19 protein-coding genes and 1 tRNA gene are annotated in these 18,429 nt (G+C 37.4%); 15 read left to right on the forward strand and 5 right to left on the reverse strand.

Annotated features, from left to right (window positions below; all coding sequences use genetic code 11):
- A partial coding sequence (locus tag ACE1TI_RS20395) for a biotin carboxylase N-terminal domain-containing protein (protein ID WP_375009382.1) occupies window positions 1–157 on the reverse strand: 157 nt, incomplete at its 3' end.
- 140 nt (window positions 158–297) lie between these two features.
- On the opposite strand from ACE1TI_RS20395, the gene ACE1TI_RS20400 reads away from it, so the two are divergent.
- Window positions 298–960 carry a TetR/AcrR family transcriptional regulator gene (locus ACE1TI_RS20400; RefSeq protein ID WP_375009365.1) on the forward strand — a complete coding sequence of 221 codons (663 nt, stop codon included), beginning with the start codon at window positions 298–300 and terminating at the stop codon, window positions 958–960.
- Between the two features lie 5 nt (window positions 961–965).
- Here the strand turns inward: ACE1TI_RS20400 and ACE1TI_RS20405 are convergent, their stop codons facing one another.
- Window positions 966–2,495, reverse strand: a complete 1,530-nt coding sequence (locus ACE1TI_RS20405) for a glycine betaine uptake BCCT transporter (RefSeq protein ID WP_375009383.1) — start codon at window positions 2,493–2,495, stop codon at window positions 966–968.
- Between the two features lie 254 nt (window positions 2,496–2,749).
- Between ACE1TI_RS20405 and ACE1TI_RS20410 the strand changes: the two genes are divergently transcribed.
- From ACE1TI_RS20410 to ACE1TI_RS20455, 9 genes are all read left to right on the forward strand, one after another.
- A complete protein-coding gene (locus ACE1TI_RS20410; RefSeq protein ID WP_375009366.1) occupies window positions 2,750–4,057 on the forward strand; it encodes a glycine/sarcosine/betaine reductase component B subunit in 1,308 nt (435 codons plus the stop codon).
- A gap of 14 nt (window positions 4,058–4,071) precedes the next feature.
- Window positions 4,072–5,388, forward strand: coding sequence for a glycine/betaine/sarcosine/D-proline family reductase selenoprotein B (locus ACE1TI_RS20415; RefSeq protein ID WP_375009367.1), 1,317 nt, complete (start codon window positions 4,072–4,074; stop codon window positions 5,386–5,388).
- A gap of 44 nt (window positions 5,389–5,432) precedes the next feature.
- On the forward strand, window positions 5,433–5,894 hold the full coding sequence (gene grdA, locus ACE1TI_RS20420) for a glycine/sarcosine/betaine reductase complex selenoprotein A (protein ID WP_375009368.1): 462 nt from the start codon (window positions 5,433–5,435) through the stop codon (window positions 5,892–5,894).
- Window positions 5,895–5,904: 10 nt separating this feature from the next.
- The gene (gene trxB / locus ACE1TI_RS20425; protein WP_375009369.1) at window positions 5,905–6,861 is read left to right on the forward strand and encodes a thioredoxin-disulfide reductase; all 957 of its coding nucleotides are present in this window, start codon (window positions 5,905–5,907) and stop codon (window positions 6,859–6,861) included.
- A gap of 1 nt (window position 6,862) precedes the next feature.
- Entirely contained in the window at window positions 6,863–8,311 is a 1,449-nt protein-coding gene (gene grdC, locus ACE1TI_RS20430; protein ID WP_375009370.1) for a glycine/sarcosine/betaine reductase complex component C subunit beta, read from the forward strand.
- Window positions 8,312–8,313: 2 nt separating this feature from the next.
- Window positions 8,314–8,643: a thioredoxin family protein gene (locus tag ACE1TI_RS20435; protein ID WP_375009371.1), complete on the forward strand. Its 330-nt coding sequence runs from the start codon at window positions 8,314–8,316 to the stop codon at window positions 8,641–8,643.
- A gap of 18 nt (window positions 8,644–8,661) precedes the next feature.
- Window positions 8,662–9,126, forward strand: a complete 465-nt coding sequence (gene grdA / locus ACE1TI_RS20440) for a glycine/sarcosine/betaine reductase complex selenoprotein A (RefSeq protein WP_375009372.1) — start codon at window positions 8,662–8,664, stop codon at window positions 9,124–9,126.
- 314 nt (window positions 9,127–9,440) lie between these two features.
- On the forward strand, window positions 9,441–10,691 hold the full coding sequence (ystJ, locus tag ACE1TI_RS20450) for an NADP-dependent malic enzyme (protein ID WP_375009374.1): 1,251 nt from the start codon (window positions 9,441–9,443) through the stop codon (window positions 10,689–10,691).
- A gap of 170 nt (window positions 10,692–10,861) precedes the next feature.
- Complete coding sequence (locus ACE1TI_RS20455) at window positions 10,862–11,095, forward strand: hypothetical protein (RefSeq protein WP_375009375.1); 234 nt, start codon at window positions 10,862–10,864, stop codon at window positions 11,093–11,095.
- Between the two features lie 672 nt (window positions 11,096–11,767).
- Here the strand turns inward: ACE1TI_RS20455 and ACE1TI_RS20460 are convergent.
- Window positions 11,768–11,864: transfer RNA gene (locus ACE1TI_RS20460), tRNA-Sec, on the reverse strand.
- A 963-nt stretch (window positions 11,865–12,827) separates the two neighbouring features.
- Here ACE1TI_RS20460 and ACE1TI_RS20465 point away from each other — a divergent pair.
- From ACE1TI_RS20465 to ACE1TI_RS20475, 3 genes are all read left to right on the forward strand, one after another.
- Entirely contained in the window at window positions 12,828–13,262 is a 435-nt protein-coding gene (locus ACE1TI_RS20465; protein WP_375009376.1) for a DUF2521 family protein, read from the forward strand.
- Between the two features lie 70 nt (window positions 13,263–13,332).
- Entirely contained in the window at window positions 13,333–14,046 is a 714-nt protein-coding gene (cwlD, locus tag ACE1TI_RS20470) for an N-acetylmuramoyl-L-alanine amidase CwlD (protein ID WP_375009377.1), read from the forward strand.
- A gap of 86 nt (window positions 14,047–14,132) precedes the next feature.
- Entirely contained in the window at window positions 14,133–15,188 is a 1,056-nt protein-coding gene (locus tag ACE1TI_RS20475) for an Mrp/NBP35 family ATP-binding protein (protein WP_375009384.1), read from the forward strand.
- Between the two features lie 49 nt (window positions 15,189–15,237).
- On the opposite strand, the gene gerD is transcribed toward ACE1TI_RS20475, so the two are convergent.
- Complete coding sequence (gerD, locus tag ACE1TI_RS20480) at window positions 15,238–15,876, reverse strand: spore germination lipoprotein GerD (RefSeq protein WP_375009378.1); 639 nt, start codon at window positions 15,874–15,876, stop codon at window positions 15,238–15,240.
- Window positions 15,877–16,075: 199 nt separating this feature from the next.
- On the opposite strand from gerD, the gene ACE1TI_RS20485 reads away from it, so the two are divergent.
- Window positions 16,076–16,690, forward strand: coding sequence for a KinB-signaling pathway activation protein (locus ACE1TI_RS20485; protein ID WP_375009379.1), 615 nt, complete (start codon window positions 16,076–16,078; stop codon window positions 16,688–16,690).
- Between the two features lie 341 nt (window positions 16,691–17,031).
- Here the strand turns inward: ACE1TI_RS20485 and pdaB are convergent, their stop codons facing one another.
- The gene (gene pdaB / locus ACE1TI_RS20490; protein WP_375009380.1) at window positions 17,032–17,793 is read right to left on the reverse strand and encodes a polysaccharide deacetylase family sporulation protein PdaB; all 762 of its coding nucleotides are present in this window, start codon (window positions 17,791–17,793) and stop codon (window positions 17,032–17,034) included.
- Window positions 17,794–17,888: 95 nt separating this feature from the next.
- On the opposite strand from pdaB, the gene ACE1TI_RS20495 reads away from it, so the two are divergent.
- Entirely contained in the window at window positions 17,889–18,134 is a 246-nt protein-coding gene (locus ACE1TI_RS20495) for a hypothetical protein (protein WP_375009381.1), read from the forward strand.
- The last annotated feature ends 295 nt before the right edge of the window (window positions 18,135–18,429 follow it).

An 18,429-nucleotide genomic window follows, 5' to 3' on the forward strand; every position in this document is an offset into this window, starting at 1 on the left:
AAGCTTCATCTGCTTTGTACCGGTGAAACGCACTCGAGTCTTCTTTGGAATACACCGCAACGGTTCGAATATGTAATTCGGTGCATGCCCGGAAAATACGGATTGCTATTTCTCCACGGTTTGCTACTAAAAGTTTTTGAATTTTTTTTGTCTTCATAAAATCGCTCCCTACTTTATTAAGTAAATTTCATAATAAAAAAATCAAATTTAACCCATATAACAGAAAATTATGCTACACTAAACTTATCGTAATTACATTTTAATCATGGTTAAAAATGATTATAAGAGGTGAATTAATTGAAAAAGGCCAAAAACAAAGAAATCCAGACCATTCGAATGATGGTATATTTCATAGATGCCACTTCCGAAATTATTGAACAAGAAGGAATGGATAAAATCACTATTCGAAAAGTTGCTGACTTAGCCGGCTTTAATAGTGCAACCATTTATAATTACTTTGAAGAACTGTCTCATTTAATATTTTTTGCATCAATGCGCTATGTGAAAAAATACATTAATGCTTTACCTGAATATCTTGCTTCCACCGAAGATCCTCTGGAACAGTACCTAAAAATGTGGGAGTGTTTTTCTAGGTTCTCATTTAGTGATCCACAAATTTATTATTCAGTGTTTTCTTCGAACTTAGGTTGTCCTGCTGAAAAACTTTTAAAGGATTACTATGGAATGTTTCCAACAGACCTAGTCGAAGTTCCAAAAGAATTAAGAGAAATGCTTTTAGAATCTAACCTTACTAAAAGAGACCTTATTGCACTTAATCCATGTATCGACAAGGGCTACATTAAAGCCGAAGATGCCAGTCAAATTAGTGAGATTCATTTTCTTATATGGCAAGGTATGCATACTATGTTTTTAAATAAAAGATGTGAATACACAGTGGAAGAAGCAACAGAAATTACCGTAAGTCATATACGAACTACAATGCAGAAACATAATTGCTAAGAAAATTACATTATTTCTTTATGTTCATTCTCCTTGATTTTGGATTCATTTCGTTTGGGATAGTTGTGTATTTTTCCATGCTCCAAAATCAATCCCTTCAAAAGGGAATAGCACATTACTGACATAATGATAGTAAAGGGAAACGCAGCCGCAATCGAAGCAGATTGTAAGGTCTCGAGGCTGCCACTTAAGAGCAAGACAATTGATACGAGAGATAGTAAGCATCCCCAAGTGAGCTTAATATTTCTTGAAGGATTGAGGTTACCTTGAGAACTGAATATCGATAAAACAAAAGTTGACGAATCGGCTGATGTTACAAAAAAGCTAACAACCAGTATGACAGCAATAACACTTAAAGTTGTACTAAACGGGAAATATTGAAAAAATACAAACAAGGCTTCAGTGACGTCAGTAGTGGCTGCTTCTGATAAAGCTGTGTTACCCATATTGTGTACAAGATGCAAGCTTGCACCTCCAAAAACGGAAAACCATGCAAAGGTACCTATAGTAGGGATAAATAATACTCCTAGAATAAACTCTTTAATGGTTCTACCTTTAGAGATTTTTGCAATAAAACTACCAACAAATGGAGCCCATGCAATCCACCATGCCCAGTAGAATAAGGTCCATCCTGCAATCCAAGAATTATCACCAAAAGGTCGGATTCTTAAGCTCATATAAAGTACATTATCTAAATAACTCCCAGTTGTACTGGTAAATACTTTGAAGATTTGGGAAGTAGGCCCTAAAAACAGTAAGAGCAACATAATCCCTAATGCTAGTAAAATATTAAAATTTGAAAGGATTTTCATGCCCCTGTCAATACCAATGACCGCTGATCCTGCAAAAAGTACTGTAACAATTGCAATGATGATAATTTGTGTGCTAATTATATTTGGAACATCCAATAAATAGCTTAACCCTCCAGCTATTTGCATAGTTCCAAGGCCTAAGGAAGTAGCAACACCAAAAACGGTGGCAAAGATTGCTAAAACATCGATTCCTTTTCCAAGAGGTCCATAAATTCGATCCCCGATAATTGGATAAAAGGTGGAACTGATTAGCCCGGGAAGGTCCTTTCTATATTGGAAAAAGGCTAAACTTAATCCAATAATGGTATATACAGCCCAGGGGTGAAGCCCCCAATGAAAATACGTATAGGTCATTGCGGTATTTGCAGCATCAGCAGTTGCCGCTTCTCCATATGGCGGGGTCATATAATGAAATAATGGCTCAGCTACTCCCCAGAAAACCAGTCCAATCCCCATACCTGCACTAAATAACATCGCTATCCAAGATAACTTGCTATAAACTGGCCTATCAGTGTCTTTTCCTAATCGAATTTTTCCATACCTTGAGAAAATCAGCAATATAGCCATGACCAAAAAAACTAGAGTAGCTGTTAAATAAAACCACCCAAAGTATTCCACAGTAGTGCCTAAAAAATAGTTAACCCACATTTCTAACAAGTCATTAAAAAAAGCTCCAAATATTACAAACAAGACAATAATAAATAGAGAAATGCTTAATACCATATTGCTTTGAATGAACCTCATGCAAATCCTCCTCAATAGTTTTTTTTATTTTTTTATTAAAGTTAGTCCCTCCTTGAAAGCGTTATCGTTCATTGAAGTTGATAATAACATAATCATGATTAAAAAACAAAATTATTTAACAATTAATAAAAAATACAAAAAAAAACTATTTACAATTTCAGGATTAATAAATATAATGTAATCAATCAATAAAAAATAATCATGATTATTAAATTTTTCAAGGGGGGTAAGAAGTGAAATTAGAAGTAGGAAATTTTCAAGTGAAAAGCGTTATATTTGGCAGTCAAACTTCTTTTAATAATGGTGTATTAACCATTAATAAAGAAGAAGCTTTAAAGGTTGTTTATGAAGATGAAAGAATTATTTCAGCTGATATTGTTATTGCAAGACCTGGTGAATCAACTAGAATCACTCCCGTTAAAGAAGCAGTAGAACCTAGGTATAAAGTTTCTGGTGGAGTGTTGTTTCCAGGAGTAACGAACAAACTTATGCAAGTTGGGAGTGGGAGAACTCATGCCTTAAAAGGAACCAGTGTACTAGCAGTGGGAAAACATTGGGGGGGATTTCAAGACGGTCTCATTGATATGAGCGGTCCAGGATCTAAACAGACTATGTTTTCTGAATTATTAAATATTTGCTTGGTAGCTAATACAAATGAAGATTTCGAAAAAAATGAACAGCAGAAAAAAAATGAAGCATTACGTTGGGGAGCTATGAGGTTAGCTGAGTATTTGGGGAGTTGCGTGAAAGACTTAGAACCAGAAGATATGGATGTATATAGTCACCAGCCTCTTCATAAACGAACTGGGGAGATAAAAAAACTCCCGGGTGTTGTGTATGTACTTCAACTACAGTCTCAAATGCTTGAAGCGGGTTACAACGCTATGGTGTATGGCTGGGATGTTAATCGTATGGTACCAACATTCATGTCACCTAATGAATTGCTGGATGGAGCTGTAGTTTCAGGAAGTTTCATGCCTTCTTCTTCCAAAATATCTACTTACCAGCATGTAAATAATGAAACAATAAAGCACTTATTGGGTCAACATGGAAAAAAAATTAATTTTCTAGGAGTTATTCTATCAAACTTAAACGTGAATTTAGAAGAAAAGCAACGTTCGGCTCTTTTCGTAAGACAGTTAGCAACTAGTTTAGGTGCAAAAGGAGCAGTGATATCGGAAGAGGGCTATGGTAACCCAGATTCTGATTTCATACTGGCTTACAACGAACTGGAGGATGCTGGAATCAAAGTGGTTGGTATCACAAATGAATGCACAGGGCGTGATGGAAAATCGCAACCTCTTGTTGACTTATCAGATAAGGCAAATGCCATTGTATCAACAGGTAATGTTTCTCAATATCTCAAATTAAATCCAATGAAAACCATTATAGGCGAATTGGAAGCTTTGTCCCGCGATGGTAATTCTGGTGGTTGGAATGAATCAGTCAAAGAGGACGGTTCTATTGAAATGGAAAACAACGGAATATTTTGCGCAGATTCTAGTTCAGGAAATCATTATAAGACAGTAGTTGAATATTAAAGGAGGGAAAACGATTGAAAAAAGCCATCCATTATATTAATCAATTTTTTGGTCAAATCGGCGGAGAAGATAAAGCAGACTTTAAACCTAAAATTAGCGAAGGCACCATCGGTCCAGGGTTGTTACTTAATAAATTATTGGCTCCTGAAGCAGAGGTAACACACACAGTAATTTGCGGAGATAATTTTATGGGATCTCATAAGGATGAAGCTATTAAGGTGATTTTGGAATATTTGGATAATAAAGAGTTTGATATCTTCTTTGCCGGTCCTGCTTTTATGGCTGGGCGCTATGGGGTAGCATGTGGCGAAATCTGTAAAGCTGTACAGGACAAATTTGGTGTTCCCGTTGTTACCAGTATGTATGTTGAAAACCCTGCCGTAGAGATGTTTCATAAGGAAATTTATGTTTTTCCTGGTGGTAATAGCGCAGCTGCAATGAGAAAAGACATACCTAAAATGGCCCGTTTCGGAAAAAAACTTCTTCAGGGTGGTGAAGTGACGTCAGCTAAAGAAGAAGGTTATTTTCCGAGAGGCGTAAGATTAGAAACATTTTACGAGGCTGAACAAATAGGGGCATACCGTGCTGTTAACATGTTATTAAAAAAACTAAATGAAGAAGAATATGAAACTGAGATGCCAATGCCTGTTATTGAAAGGGTGGAGATTGCTCCACCAGTGGGAAATCTTAAGAAAGCAAGAGTTGCTTTAGTAAGTTCGGGTGGAATTGTTCCTTTGGGAAATCCAGATAGAATACAATCTGCTTCAGCTACAAAATGGGGAAAATATGAGGTTTCTAGTCTTGACTCCTTAAAGGCAGGTGAATGGGAAACAATTCATGCGGGTTTTGACCCAGCTGCCGCCAATGCGAATCCAAATGTAATTGTTCCCTTGGATGCTTTAAGACAATTGGAAAATGATAAGAAAATAGGTGAAGTTTATGATTATATTTACTCCACGGTAGGAACCGGTACTACTCAAGCGGAAGCCAGCCGGATGGGAACTGAAATTGCCCAGGATTTAAAGGAAGCAAATGTTTCAGCTGTTATTCTTACTTCCACCTGAGGAACATGTACTCGTTGCGGGTCAACGATAACCAAGGAAATTGAAAGAGCCGGAATTCCAATTGTTCAAATGGCAAACCTAGTTTCTATTGCTAAAACCGTAGGATCCAACCGTATCGTACCAACCATTTCAATCCCTTATCCGCTAGGTGATCCTAACAAACCTGTTGAGGAACAGTGGAACCTTAGAAAGCATCGTGTTGAGGTTGCAGTTAACGCATTAGCAAGTGATATCCAAGAAGCAACAATCTTGGAAGTAAAGATTTAAATTCTAACTTAAATCTTTTCATTCTATTAAAGGAGGAATTGTAAATGATAAAAGACAAAAAAGTGTTCGTTCTTGGAGAAAGAGATGGGGTGCCTGCTCCGGCTATTGAAGAATGTATAAAAGCAGCAGGGGCAGACATCATTTATAAAGATACTCAGTGCTTTGTTTGAACAGCTGCCGGTGCAATGGACCAGGTGGTCCAAGAAGAGGTGAAGAAAGCAGCTGAAAAGTATGGTAATGAAAATGTTTACGTAATTTTAGGGTCCCCAGATGAGGATAGTGCCGAAATTTTCGCTGAAACGGTCACAGCAGGGGATCCAACGTATGCAGGACCGCTAGCTGGTGTGGCCTTAGATCTTCCAGTCTATCATATTCTTGAAGATGAGATAAAGGAATTAATCCCGGAAGATGTCTACCAGGATCAAATAGGATTAATGGAATTATCACTGGATAAAGATGAAATCATTAATGCAATGAAGAATGCCAGACAAATCTCTGCAGAATAAGGGGGAGCCTATGAGTAGTGAAAAGGTTTATGATGTGATTATTGCTGGAGCAGGTCCTGCTGGCATGACAGCAGCTGTCTATACATCGCGGGCAAAAATGGAAACATTAATGATAGAAAAAGGCCTTCCTGGAGGGCAAATGACAAAAACAGAAGATATAGAGAACTATCCTGGATTTGAAGCAATCTTAGGTCCCGACTTATCCAATAAAATGTATGAACATTCTACCAAGTTCGGGGCCGAATATATGCAAGGAAACATCCAAGAAATAAGAAATGGCTATCCCCTGAAATCAGTGATTGTAGATAATAAGGAATATAAAACAAAATCAGTAATTATTGGCACAGGAGCTAAACACCGTTCTCTGGGTGTTCCAGGTGAAGAGGAGCTTTCGGGATTTGGAGTTTCGTATTGTGCCGTCTGTGACGGGGCATTTTTTGCTGATCAAGAGTTAGTTGTAGTGGGCGGGGGAGATTCGGCTGTTGAGGAAGCAATATTCCTAACTAGATTTGCGACAAAGGTTACGATCATTCATCGCAGAGACGAACTTCGGGCTCAAAAAATCATTCAAAAACGAGCTTTTGAGAATGAAAAAATAAATTTTATTTGGAATCATACTGTAGAGGAGATAATAGGGGACGGAATGGTTTCAGGAGTTCGTATAAAAGATAAATTGACTGGTGAGATCAGTGAGTTTCCGTGTGCAGGAGCATTTATTTACATTGGAATGGATCCCCTCAGCGATTGTGTTAAAAATTTAGGAATAACCAATGAAAATGGATACATTGAAGTGGATGAGGACATGAAAACTAGGGTTGAAGGAATTTTTTCCGCTGGTGACGTGAATGAAAAAATGCTTCGACAGATTATCACAGCAACTGGAGATGGCAGTGTTGCAGCACTATCAGCCCAACAATACGTAGAAAGTTTAGAAGAAAAATTAAAAGAAATGAATATGGAGGTGTAACATGACAGCGCCCGTTATTAAAGGATCTTCCTTTGTTATTACCCATACCCCAAGCCTGGTCCGTCACGGATCAAAACCAGTAAGAGAAATTGAAAAAGACCCTGAAATCTTGGATCAAATATTGAGTGGGTTACGTAGTTTTCAAGAGGCAGTAGCTTATCCTCCAAACCAAGTATTTATCGGTAACCTCAGACCTGAATTACTAAAAGATTATGAAAGACCATGGACGAATACTTATATTCAAGGTGCTAAACGATTCAGCCCCTGGGGAGAAATTCTCCCGGAAGATGAATTTTATGGGTGGCTGAAAATAGCTGATTCATATAATTTGATCTCCCTAGAAGAAAAATTTTTACAAGAAAATGTGAAGGGTTCATTGGAAAAACATCCCTTAATTTCGAAGGACGACCTTGAAGCGTTAGGCACAGGGATTTCACTGAACGAAATTGAAGAGAAGCTTTCAAACGATAGTGCTTTACCATTGCATATCAAGAAAGATCAACTAATTGGTGTAATCGAAGCCGGTCATGATGAAGACAAATTTCTTTCCGCTCACATTTTATTAGAGAACCTAAGTAATAAAGCATCCGGTATTGTAGCGATGCGTCATGCTCTAAAGGCCTTTGATGTTTCGCCTGAAAAGATTGATTATGTGATTGGTTGTGATGAGGAAGCTGTGGGAGATCGTTATCAGCGCGGCGGTGGAAATATGGCCAAGTCAATTGCAGAGCATGCAGGTTGTACCAATGCCTCTGGCTCAGATATCAAATCATTTTGTTGCGCCCCGGCACATGCAATTAGTATTGCAGCAAGCCTTGTGCAAGCTGGCACTCATAAAGAAGTCTTAGTGATAGGTGGTGGTTGCTTAGCTAAACTTGGGATGAAATTTGCTGGAAATCTTTCAAAAAAAATGCCGATTACGGAGGACCAAATGGGGGCTATAGCAATATTAGTTGGGCAAGATGATGGGAAAAATCCTCAAATTCAAATGGATGCTTTTGGAAAGCATGATATCTCTGCCGGATCTTCAGCCCAAGCTATTTATCAAACATTGGTTGTTAGCCCTCTTGAAAGAATAGGAAAACAAATTACAGATATCGATAAATATGCTGTTGAGCTTCATAACCCTGACGTAACGGAACCTAATGGAAATGGAAATGTCCCAAGAGGAAATTATCGTACAATTGCTGGTATGGCTGTACTACGAAAAGAATTGGATCGGACGGAAATGAACTCTTTTGAAGAGGAACGTGGAATGATAGGGTTTTCTCCAACTCAAGGACACATTGCTTCAGCTATTCCGTTTATCGGTCATGCAAGAGATATGATTAATAAAGGAGAAATAAATAATGCTATGTTTGTGGGAAAAGGGAGCCTTTTCTTAGGAAAAATGACAACGCTTTCTGATGGAATGTCTTTTATGATAGAAAAAAACAAAGGAGCTGAATAATCATGCAGGATGTAAATAAAAGAAATTTTGAAGAGGAGGTTATTCAAGAGGAAAAACCAGTAATAGTAGACTTTTGGGGACCCAGTTGTCAACCGTGTCTTAAATTAATGCCGGATGTTGAAAATTTGGCTGAGGAGTATGGAGACCAAGTGAAGATAGTTAAACTCAATAGCGCAGAAAACAGAAAAGTTTGCATTAATCACCGTGTGATGGGATTGCCTGCCTTTATATTATTTAAAGATGGAAAAGAGGTTAATCGAATCTCTGGCGGTGAGCTAACTAAGGAAGATATAAAAAACTTAATCGATGAAAGCCTTGAAGTATCTCAATAATTTCAAAGGGTGATAAAGATGGATTTAGCAAATAAAAAAGTGTTTGTTCTTGGAGAAAGAGATGGGGTGCCTGCTCCGGCTATTGAAGAGTGTATGAAAGCAGCAGGGGCAGACATCATTTATAAAGATACTCAGTGCTTTGTTTGAACAGCTGCCGGTGCAATGGACCAGGTGGTCCAAGAAGAGGTAAAGAAAGCAACTGAAAAGTATGGTAATGAAAATGTTTACGTAATTTTAGGGTCCCCAGATGAGGATAGTGCCGAAATTTTCGCTGAAACGGTTACAGCTGGAGATCCAACATATGCGGGACCGCTAGCTGGTGTGGCCTTAGGTCTTTCGGTCTATCATATTCTGGAAGATGAGATTAAGGAATTGATCCCAGAAGATGTCTACCAGGATCAAATAGGATTAATGGAATTATCACTGGATAAAGATGAAATCATTGATGCAATGAAAGGTGCTCGACCAAGCGAAAGTGTGTAAGTTCAAACCTTAACTACAATCTATGTGCCTACGTTATTGAAAGTCATCGAAAAAGTCCCTTATTAAAAGGGGCTTTTTCAAACAAACACCCTACAAATACAAGAAGTTATTACCAATTAAAGATATATTCACTGAAATATTGCTTTATATCTATCGATTAGCAAAAGAGAAATATATTGAAAAAGAGTTTATAGATATATTGAAGCAAGAAATAAACCGTAGAGGTAAAAGAACGGAATCTATTTTTGAAAAGTAAATTCCCGATAAAAAAGAAGGTAAGTTTAAAACTCTAAGATTTAAGGAGAGTGACATAGTTGGATAACTTTATAGAAGAGGCATTACAAGTTCATCGTGAAAATCATGGGAAACTTGAAACAACATCGAAAATAAAAGTTAGAACCCCTAAAGATTTAAGTTTGGCTTATTCTCCGGGAGTTGCAGAACCTTGTAAGGAAATACAAAAAGATAATAGTGCTGTTTTTGAATATACCATGAAAGGAAATATGGTTGCTGTGATATCCGACGGGACTGCGGTTCTTGGTTTAAGTAATATCGGAGCTGAAGCATCGATACCGGTCATGGAGGGGAAAGCAGTCTTATTTAAAAGTTTTGCTGGAGTGGACGCATTTCCACTTTCCTTAAACACAACTAGCATAGATAAAATAGTGGAAACTGTGAAATTGCTTGAACCAAACTTTGGGGGGATTAACCTCGAAGATATTTCAGCTCCTAACTGTTTTATTATAGAAGAGCGGCTTAAGAGAGAGACAAATATTCCAATTTTTCATGACGATCAGCATGGAACCGCAATTGTTACGGTAGCTGGTTTATTAAATGCATTAAAATTAGTCAATAAACCGATTGCAGATATAAAGGTAGTGGTAAATGGTGCAGGAGCAGCTGGGATCGCTACTATAAAGTTGCTGAATAAAATAGGAATAGAAGATCTCTTGTTATGTGATTCTAAAGGAATTATTTATGATGGTAGACCTTTTAGAATGAATGAGTCCAAAGAGAAGGTGGCAAAAATTACTAACCATAAGAAAGTTCGGGGAACAATGAAAGATGTTTTAAAAGAAGCTGATGTCTTTATAGGAGTTTCAGCAGCAGGGACATTAAATAAGGAGATGGTGAGAAGCATGAATGAGGATGCAATAATTTTTGCTATGGCAAACCCAGATCCTGAAATAATGCCTAATGAGGCTAAAGAAGCTGGTGCACGAGTGGTAGGCACAGGACGCTCTGATTTTCCCAATCAAGTAAATAATGTTTTGGCGTTTCCAGGTATTTTTCGTGGAGCTCTTGATGTTCACGCTACCAAAATAAATGAAGAAATGAAACTTGCAGCAGCTTATACTATTGCTTCACTTATACCAGATGAGAAATTATCAGAGGATTATGTAATTCCAGGTCCTTTTGATCCTCGTGTTGCACCGAATGTAGCAGCGGCAGTTGCTCAGGAGGCCATAGCAACAGATGTTGCAAGAAGAGCAGTGGAGCCTTACATGGTTAAAGAAAAAACAGAGAAACTTTCTTTGATTAGAAAAGAAGAACTATTATTTTAAGTCCATTATATTTGACGATTAAAAAATGTGTTTATCCATTGAAAACATGAGAAGAAAAAGATTTTTTCTCATGGAAGCTACTAATTATATATGGCTTTGTTTGCTTTATAGTCTTTAAATGAGCTAATGAATCGGTTGTGTAACTAGCGTAAGGATTGGAGGTATACTCAATGAGTGAAGCAAGGTTTAAACTTAATAGTTTTGAATATGGGGAAAGTTTTGGAGTGCAGAAGGTAACCATCTGTGGAACTCTCTTTCTTTCAGAAGCAGTAAAAACCAGAGTTTATGATGTTTACCAATTGAAAGATTTTAATAATAAGATTTCTTCTTCAGACCCACGTACTCTTACTTTTAATGATATGGAAAAGTTATCCAATAAATACTATACTAACAGAATATCTTAATATGATAAAAACTTCCCGCGAGTAGCAGATAAGCATAATTAGCCAAACTTAGGATAAGAGGATTTTAGTAAGCTTTGTCACATGGGATACCTCATAGGTATGTGTGTATAGAGAGACACTATTATTTCCTAACTCCTAGTCGGGGTGGGAGCTTTCACTCCTACTCCTTACCCTTCTTGAACGTTTATTATTGAAATGATTGCAATAATACAGAGTTTCCCTTCTATCATTCTACCCGCCAATAGAGTCCTTAGGCATGCCTAAGGACGATCAAAAAACCAACTAGATACAAAGTTCACTTCTAACATAACATTTCTAAACCCCTAAGAACGATTAGAGGACCTTAATCCTGCTAGACTGCTCTTGGTGAGAAAGCTTCCGGATTATTAAATCTGGGCTTTTTTGTTGTCGTTTTCTATAGCTGTGTTAATTGCTGCTTTAAAGCCAAATTTTAAAAAGTCCATGGGAAAAACACAAAAGACCAAAAACTTAACTTTTACAATAGTTAATAAGTGGAACGATATTCCGCATAACTCCAATAAACAGAGATAAATAACTCGTTTAAAAAAATACTGAAGTGAAAATTAGAATAGAAACATATATTTTCAGGACATCGAGGAGGAATAAATTCTAGTAATGTTTTTAAAGAACATAGTATGGAGAGAGTAAATATGGCGGGATTGCGTGGGAATCGAACCCACCGAAGACTGCACGAGCCTCCCTGGAGGTTTTGAAGACCTAGAGGGACACCAGTTCCCTATCCAATCCCGTAGGTGTTATTTATATTTTTATTATACATTAATAGTCTTTTAATTACAACTATTTTATAATCTTGATTATTAAAAAAGTAATGGATAAATAACTTACAAATAAGTTATTTCATGAAAAACCATAGTTTTAATATATTACATTTAATTTAATAATCACGATTATAATTATTTGATATTATTGTCGTTATAACAATAAGTTATATAGAGGGTGCTATTCGTTAAGTGTCTTAATGCCAAATAAGGCGGTTACGTTTCATATTATAAAAAGAGGGAATAAGTGTGAAGAGCTTTACTCTTGTTAGCGAGAGTGGTGATTTAATTCCCAAAACCTTCTATATTAATGACCACCACAGCAGCATGCTTAATTCAGGGGTGTGAAAGTTATCTTTAACTCTAACGTCCCACTCCACTATTTTGTCTTCTTCTGAACGAAAGGCAAAGTGACCAATATAAGTGTGCACAATGAAACCGCACATAGCTCTTGTAATGTAAACCAATTGTTTCTAGCTGGAACCATAAGGTGTGGTTTACATTTGGAGTAATGGTGTAACTATCTTCAATAAGGCTTTAAATTTCTTATAGGAAGAACTCCTGATCAAATTGATTTTTTCAAGTCGTTGTTTTTGAATCCCCTTATATTATTCACCAAAATTGCATGCAGTATTTAACCCAAATGTGTTGATATTAAAGTGAGTAAAACTCCATATAATTATAAAATATGGAAGAAACTCGTTAATGAAAAGAACGTAAGATATACGGTCTTAAAGCAGCTCGCCGTGCTCCTCAGTTCTACAAACGTTAACATCTGTATTATCAGCAAAACTCCTTTGTTTCTTGAATTAAGAAGCAAGGGAGTTTTTTGTTTTAATAAAGAGGTCATCTGGACTGCCTGTAATGGTAAACACCAACTCGTATTTAATAAAGCCTCTAACGCATAATATATAATGAAGGGGGAGGCTTTTATGGGGACAGTTGTATCTTTAGAACCACATCGTTTAAAAAAAGAATGGGAAGAGGAAAAAAAGCTGCTTCAATATCTCAGGGTAGAAGAAATTAAGGCCACAGCAGAAAAAGTATTTGTACCAGTCTTCAGTCGCTTTCATTTTCCATATTCATTTTTAGAAGAAGCTTGTATGGATCTAGCTCTGGAAGCATTTTTATCAGGTGGCAAGTTCAGCCGTTATATCGAAAATAGTGAATTAGCATTTCGTTTTAAAATGCAGGCTGTTGTTGAAATTAGCGGCATAACAAATGAGTTATACGAATTCATGAGCGGGTGGGTGGAAGACCCTGCTGCCCAACGGTCTGATCTTAAAGAAATTGTGGAATCATATGTCACGTATTGGTGGAAAAAAGGGCTTGAAGCTGGGGCAAAAAGACAGCTGCTTCGTCTTTAATCAGGAATACCTTGGCCCGCTCCGTCATATAAATGATACAAGCTATCGAATGAAAAGGAGCGGGCATTGTATGAAAAAATGGCTTGGGCTTGCCATTCTATTCATAGTATTAACAGCAGCCGCCTTGTTTATACAAGAGCGGTATATGACAAGTGACTCGATGACTAATTGGCATCTGCCTTTATCCGGAAAAGTTATTATTTTAGATCCAGGACATGGAGGGGTGGATGGAGGATCTTCTAGTAAAGACGGGGTTTTAGAAAAAGAGGTTGCACTTAATATTTCGTTAATGCTCCGCGAGTATCTTCAAGAGGCAGGGGCTCTTGTCTTTATGACAAGAGAAGGAGATTATGACCTTGCTAGAGAGGATTTGAAAGGATACAGCAATCGAAAAAAAGAGGATTTAAACAAACGCGCAAAGATTGTAAATGAAAGCGGTGGAGACCTTTTCATTAGTCTTCATTTAAATGCTGTCCCATCATCCCGCTGGAATGGTGCTCAAACTTTTTATCATCCACGAGTACCTGACAATGAAAAACTCGCTATGCTTATCCAAGAGGAAATGAAAGATAACCTATCCAACTCAAGCAGAACAACTAAGCCTATTAAAGAGTTATTTATCTTAAGACAGGCAGATATACCTGGAGTGTTAGTTGAAGCTGGATTTTTATCAAATCCAAGCGATGCTTCCTATTTAAGAACCGAAGAATATCAAAATAAAGTGGCAGTGTCGATTTATCGAGGGTTGTTAAGGTTTTATGCCGGGGAAGAAATAGAATATTAAAAATGCAAACGTTTGAAAAAAGGGGAGGTAAAAAGGTATGCTATACTTAGAATAATTTTAGTGCCAATCAAAGGATGGTGTCCGTGTTGTTAAGTGAAGAGAAAATTCTTGATATTTTAAAAAACATAAAAGATCCCGACCTGCAAAAGAGTATTGTTGAAACTGGCGGAGTAAGGGAAGTGAAAATAAAAGAGGATAATGTCAGTTTGAAAGTTGCCCTTGCCCGCACTGGTACGGCGGAGCAAATGCAATTGCAGCAGCAAATTGTACAAGCAGTAAAAGAAGCAGGGGCAGAATCAGTCGGATTAAGATTTGATACGCTGGACGAAAAGGAAATAAAACAGCACGGCGGGGATGCTCAGTCGAAGCAGGAAAAAACGTCACTGCTTTCAAAAGAAAACGATACAGAATTTATAGCGGTCACCAGCGGGAAAGGCGGAGTTGGTAAGTCTACTGTATCGGTTAATATTGCTACGGCAATGGCGAGGGCCGGTAAAAAAGTAGGTATTATTGATGCTGATATTTATGGATTTAGTGTGCCTGATATGATGGGCATTGATCAGCGGCCTATTGTTAAAGGAGAAACGATTTACCCGGTTGAGCGTTTTGGGGTAAAGGTTATTTCTATGGGCTTTTTTGTGGAAGATAATGCTCCTGTTATATGGAGAGGCCCAATGCTTGGAAAAATGCTTAACAACTTCTTTAATGAAGTAGAATGGGGAGAACTCGACTATCTAATTCTTGACCTCCCGCCTGGGACAGGTGACGTAGCTCTGGATATTCACACTATGCTTCCAGAGTGTAAGGAGCTGGTTGTAAGTACTCCGCATGCGACAGCAGCGTTTGTTGCTGCACGTGCTGGAGCCATGGCTATAAAGACGAATCATGAGATCCTTGGCGTGATTGAGAATATGGCTTATTTCGAAAGCAAGCTTACTGGAGAAAAAGAGTACGTTTTTGGCCAAGGAGGTGGCGAACGACTAACCGAAGAACTTAAAACCGAACTTCTTGGACAAATTCCTTTAGGACAACCGGACGTGGATGAAGAAAATTTTGCTCCGTCGGTGTACGATAAAGAACATCCAATCGGGGCCATTTATGCAAATATAGCTGATCGTATTATTGAAAAAGTCGGTAAATGATTAAAACAAAGAGCACCAAAAGGAGGTTTCTCCTGTGGTGCTTTTTGTATTATCCGCCGCTGCCACCGCCTGAACCACTGCCTTCGCCGCCACCGCCGCCACCGCTTTGCTCTTGTTGTTGGCTATCTTCTTTTTGCATTTGCTTTTCAGCTACTTTTTCAAGTATTTCACTGATTTTAGCTTTAAAGTGCGGGCTTTCAAATGATTCAGTCATAATTGTCATTACCTGCTGCCGGTATTCCTTGCTTTTTAACAGCTCTAAAGTTGCTTTTTCCATTTCTGGATTTTTCAATACATCCATCAGCATCGTTTGATATTCGGGATCTTTCATAAGACCTTTTAACAATTTTTCGTTTTCTTCCTGCATACTATCTGCTAAGGCTTTTGAAAACTCAGGATCCTTCATCATCTCCTGCCAAAATTTTTTCCCTTTTTCTGAAGTCATGGTATCTTCAATTGCCTTTTTTACAGTTTCTTGGTCCATGACAATGCTTTTTTTCATTTCTTCATCGCTTAATATTTCTTGAATGGCTTTTTTTCCATCATCCGTTTTTAACAAATCAACAAGCATTTTTTTCGTTTCCTCATAATCGGAATCACCGGCACCTTGCTCTTCCGCTGCAGCGGCGCATCCTAATAGCAGGCAAAAGCATAAAACAGCAGTTAAACCAGCTTTTACATGACGCATAACAATGCGCTCCTTTCTGCATTTCCCTCTCCCTGAAATGATGCTTATTGGTAAGGTTTATTATTGTTCGTTTTTAATATGGTTGATATGTGAAAAAATTATGCATAACAGAGAGCGCATATAGCTTTTTCTTCATTACATTGGTAAAATCATTACGGTAGTAATTATAGAAAGGTTTTTATTGAGGAGCGCGATTTTTTTGAATGCAAGAAAGCTTGTTTATTTATTTTTTACCACCTTATTAATAGGAGCAACGAGCGGTGCTATCGTAGGAGTCCTTCTTGATTTAGAGACATATTTCAGTGGAGGCATATTAAATTTCTTATTTGGATTATTATGGATGCTTGGTATAAGTGCGGCAATTAGTCTGGTGGCGCAGATGGGGTATTTTGCATATTTAACCTTACACCGATTTGCCTTGGGTTTATTTAAATCAGTGAAGCTCTGGAATTGGGTGCAAATAGTACTTATTTTATTTGTTTTCTTTGACTTAATATATCTTCGTTATGTTGCATTTGCTTCTGAAGAGGAGACAATTGCAGGATACATGATCATGCCTGTATTGCTTATTATTTACTGTATTTTCGTTGCTTTTCGTAAACAGCAAGAAACAAATAAAGAAACCTTTGTTCCTGCCTTGTTCTTTATGTTTGTGGTGACCACAATAGAGTGGGTGCCTGCTTTAACAGTAGATAGGGTAAACGAAACGAAGTGGCTTTGGATTTATTTAACTCCTCTTCTTACAGCAAATACTTGGCAACTTCTCATTTTGCATCGTTTAACCGGAATAGGTGCCTCAAATAAAAATAAATAAAAGGAGCTCTCTCAAAGGGCTTGATTGGCAAACAGCCGGTCGTGTTTTATTTCCACGCGGCTGTTTTGCATAATTACTCTTTTCTGTTCAGGCGATGCCATTACGCGTTTTTCAGAAAGTTGGCAGCTGCGCTCAATATGAACTTTCCTCAAGCCGGATCGACCTCAATTCCCTAAAATGCAGGTGACTGGTTCTATACCAGGCTTTTATGATACTTGCTTGGCGAAGACACAGATAGCACAGATACATGAATAAAGTTCGGATAATAAGTAGAAAGGGCAGTTACTTCTAGATTAAGTCTACGGTAAAGCTAAGAGGCAGCTTGCTATTTAAATTATTTATTAATTAATCTCTTCCATGCTTGCCTCGGCTTGTGAAATTAATTCCTCTATACCTACAAAGGAATAATTTTCTTCAAGCAGCTTATCAATAATAATTGGTAGGGCTTCCCCTGTTTGTTTAGCTGAGTCTGAAGCATGCAGTAATATCACGTCTCCAGGTTTTATTTCATCTGTTATGTTATTTACGATAGTGTCAACTCCAGGATTTTCCCAATCCTGGCCCCCTACACTCCAATGGACAACGGAGTATCCGAAACGATCAACCGTCTCTAAAACACTCTTATCAAAATCTCCGTGAGGCGGGCGAAAATATTTTACGTCTTGTTCTGTGACGTCTTTTAGTTTTTTATGACTTAAGTTTAAATCTTTTATTATTTCTTCTTCTTCAAGACGGGGATAATGTTCGTATCGATAACCATGATTCCCAATGGTATGACCATCCTCCATCATTCTTTGTACGATATCAGGGTGCCTTTCCGCCCACGCAGCGGAAATGAAAAAAGCAGCCTTCACTTCCTTCTCTTTCAAAATATCTAATATCGGAAGAGCTTTATCTTCTCCCCAACTAATATTAAATGTTAAAGCCACTTTTTTTTCATTAATATCTGCTCTGTAAAAAGCAGCTGGTCCTTCTTTTGTAGAAAAGACAGGTATTAAGGAATTATTTACAAAGAATCCCCCCACTATGATAAATATTCCCATGCATAAAATAAAAAAGATCTTTAATTTCTGACTGCTAATAATCCATACTTTTCTAGGCACCGTATTCGTCTCCCTCCGAAGAATCATCCTTGGCATAAACCTATGTAAGAAAGGACAAGATATGAATATAACATTTATTGGAAGCAGGGATGAGTATGATTGGTCTTCTTATTAATACAAAAGAAGCACAGGAAATGGAATATTTATTGAAAAAAGAATTAGAAGAGATTCTTTTGGATTTTGAAGACAATAGAATAGAATCTACTGTAAAACGTGCAATGGAAGAAAAATACCGAATTGTATTTGGTATATATCGACGGCTCGCAACCTCAGCTGATTGCAGCAGATATGCTAAATCATTTCAAATCCGCATTAATAAGCAGCATGAGGATCATATGTAAAACAAATTCAATTTTTTATTAAAATTGGTTGACGCTATTATAAGCGCATGTTAAATTATTAAATGCGCCTTTGAGAGATGAAGAGTTGAGCGCAAAAAAACATTAAAAAAATCATTGACTTGATTTTACGTATTTGTTAAACTTTAAAAGTCGCCAATTGAGGCGAAGGAAGTTGTCCTTTGAAAATTGAATGAAAGTCAAGCGTCTGTTAATTTCTTTAACAAATTATTTTTAAGATACAGCTTGTATCAATCTCTTTTCATGGAGAGTTTGATCCTGGCTCAGGACGAACGCT

This window comes from Alteribacillus sp. JSM 102045 (assembly GCF_041949975.1).
Lineage (GTDB): Bacteria > Bacillota > Bacilli > Bacillales > Marinococcaceae > Alteribacillus.

Bases quoted from the DNA above. Each gene is read 5' to 3' on its own strand.
- ACE1TI_RS20495 (WP_375009381.1), top strand. From the start codon at position 17,889: ATGATTGGTCTTCTTATTAATACAAAAGAAGCACAGGAAATGGAATAT.
- cwlD (WP_375009377.1), top strand. From the start codon at position 13,333: ATGAAAAAATGGCTTGGGCTTGCCATTCTATTCATAGTATTAACAGCA.
- ACE1TI_RS20455 (WP_375009375.1), top strand. From the start codon at position 10,862: ATGAGTGAAGCAAGGTTTAAACTTAATAGTTTTGAATATGGGGAAAGT.
- ACE1TI_RS20435 (WP_375009371.1), top strand. From the start codon at position 8,314: ATGCAGGATGTAAATAAAAGAAATTTTGAAGAGGAGGTTATTCAAGAG.
- grdC (WP_375009370.1), top strand. From the start codon at position 6,863: ATGACAGCGCCCGTTATTAAAGGATCTTCCTTTGTTATTACCCATACC.
- gerD (WP_375009378.1), bottom strand. From the start codon at position 15,876: ATGCGTCATGTAAAAGCTGGTTTAACTGCTGTTTTATGCTTTTGCCTG.
- trxB (WP_375009369.1), top strand. From the start codon at position 5,905: ATGAGTAGTGAAAAGGTTTATGATGTGATTATTGCTGGAGCAGGTCCT.
- ACE1TI_RS20465 (WP_375009376.1), top strand. From the start codon at position 12,828: ATGGGGACAGTTGTATCTTTAGAACCACATCGTTTAAAAAAAGAATGG.
- ACE1TI_RS20405 (WP_375009383.1), bottom strand. From the start codon at position 2,495: ATGGTATTAAGCATTTCTCTATTTATTATTGTCTTGTTTGTAATATTT.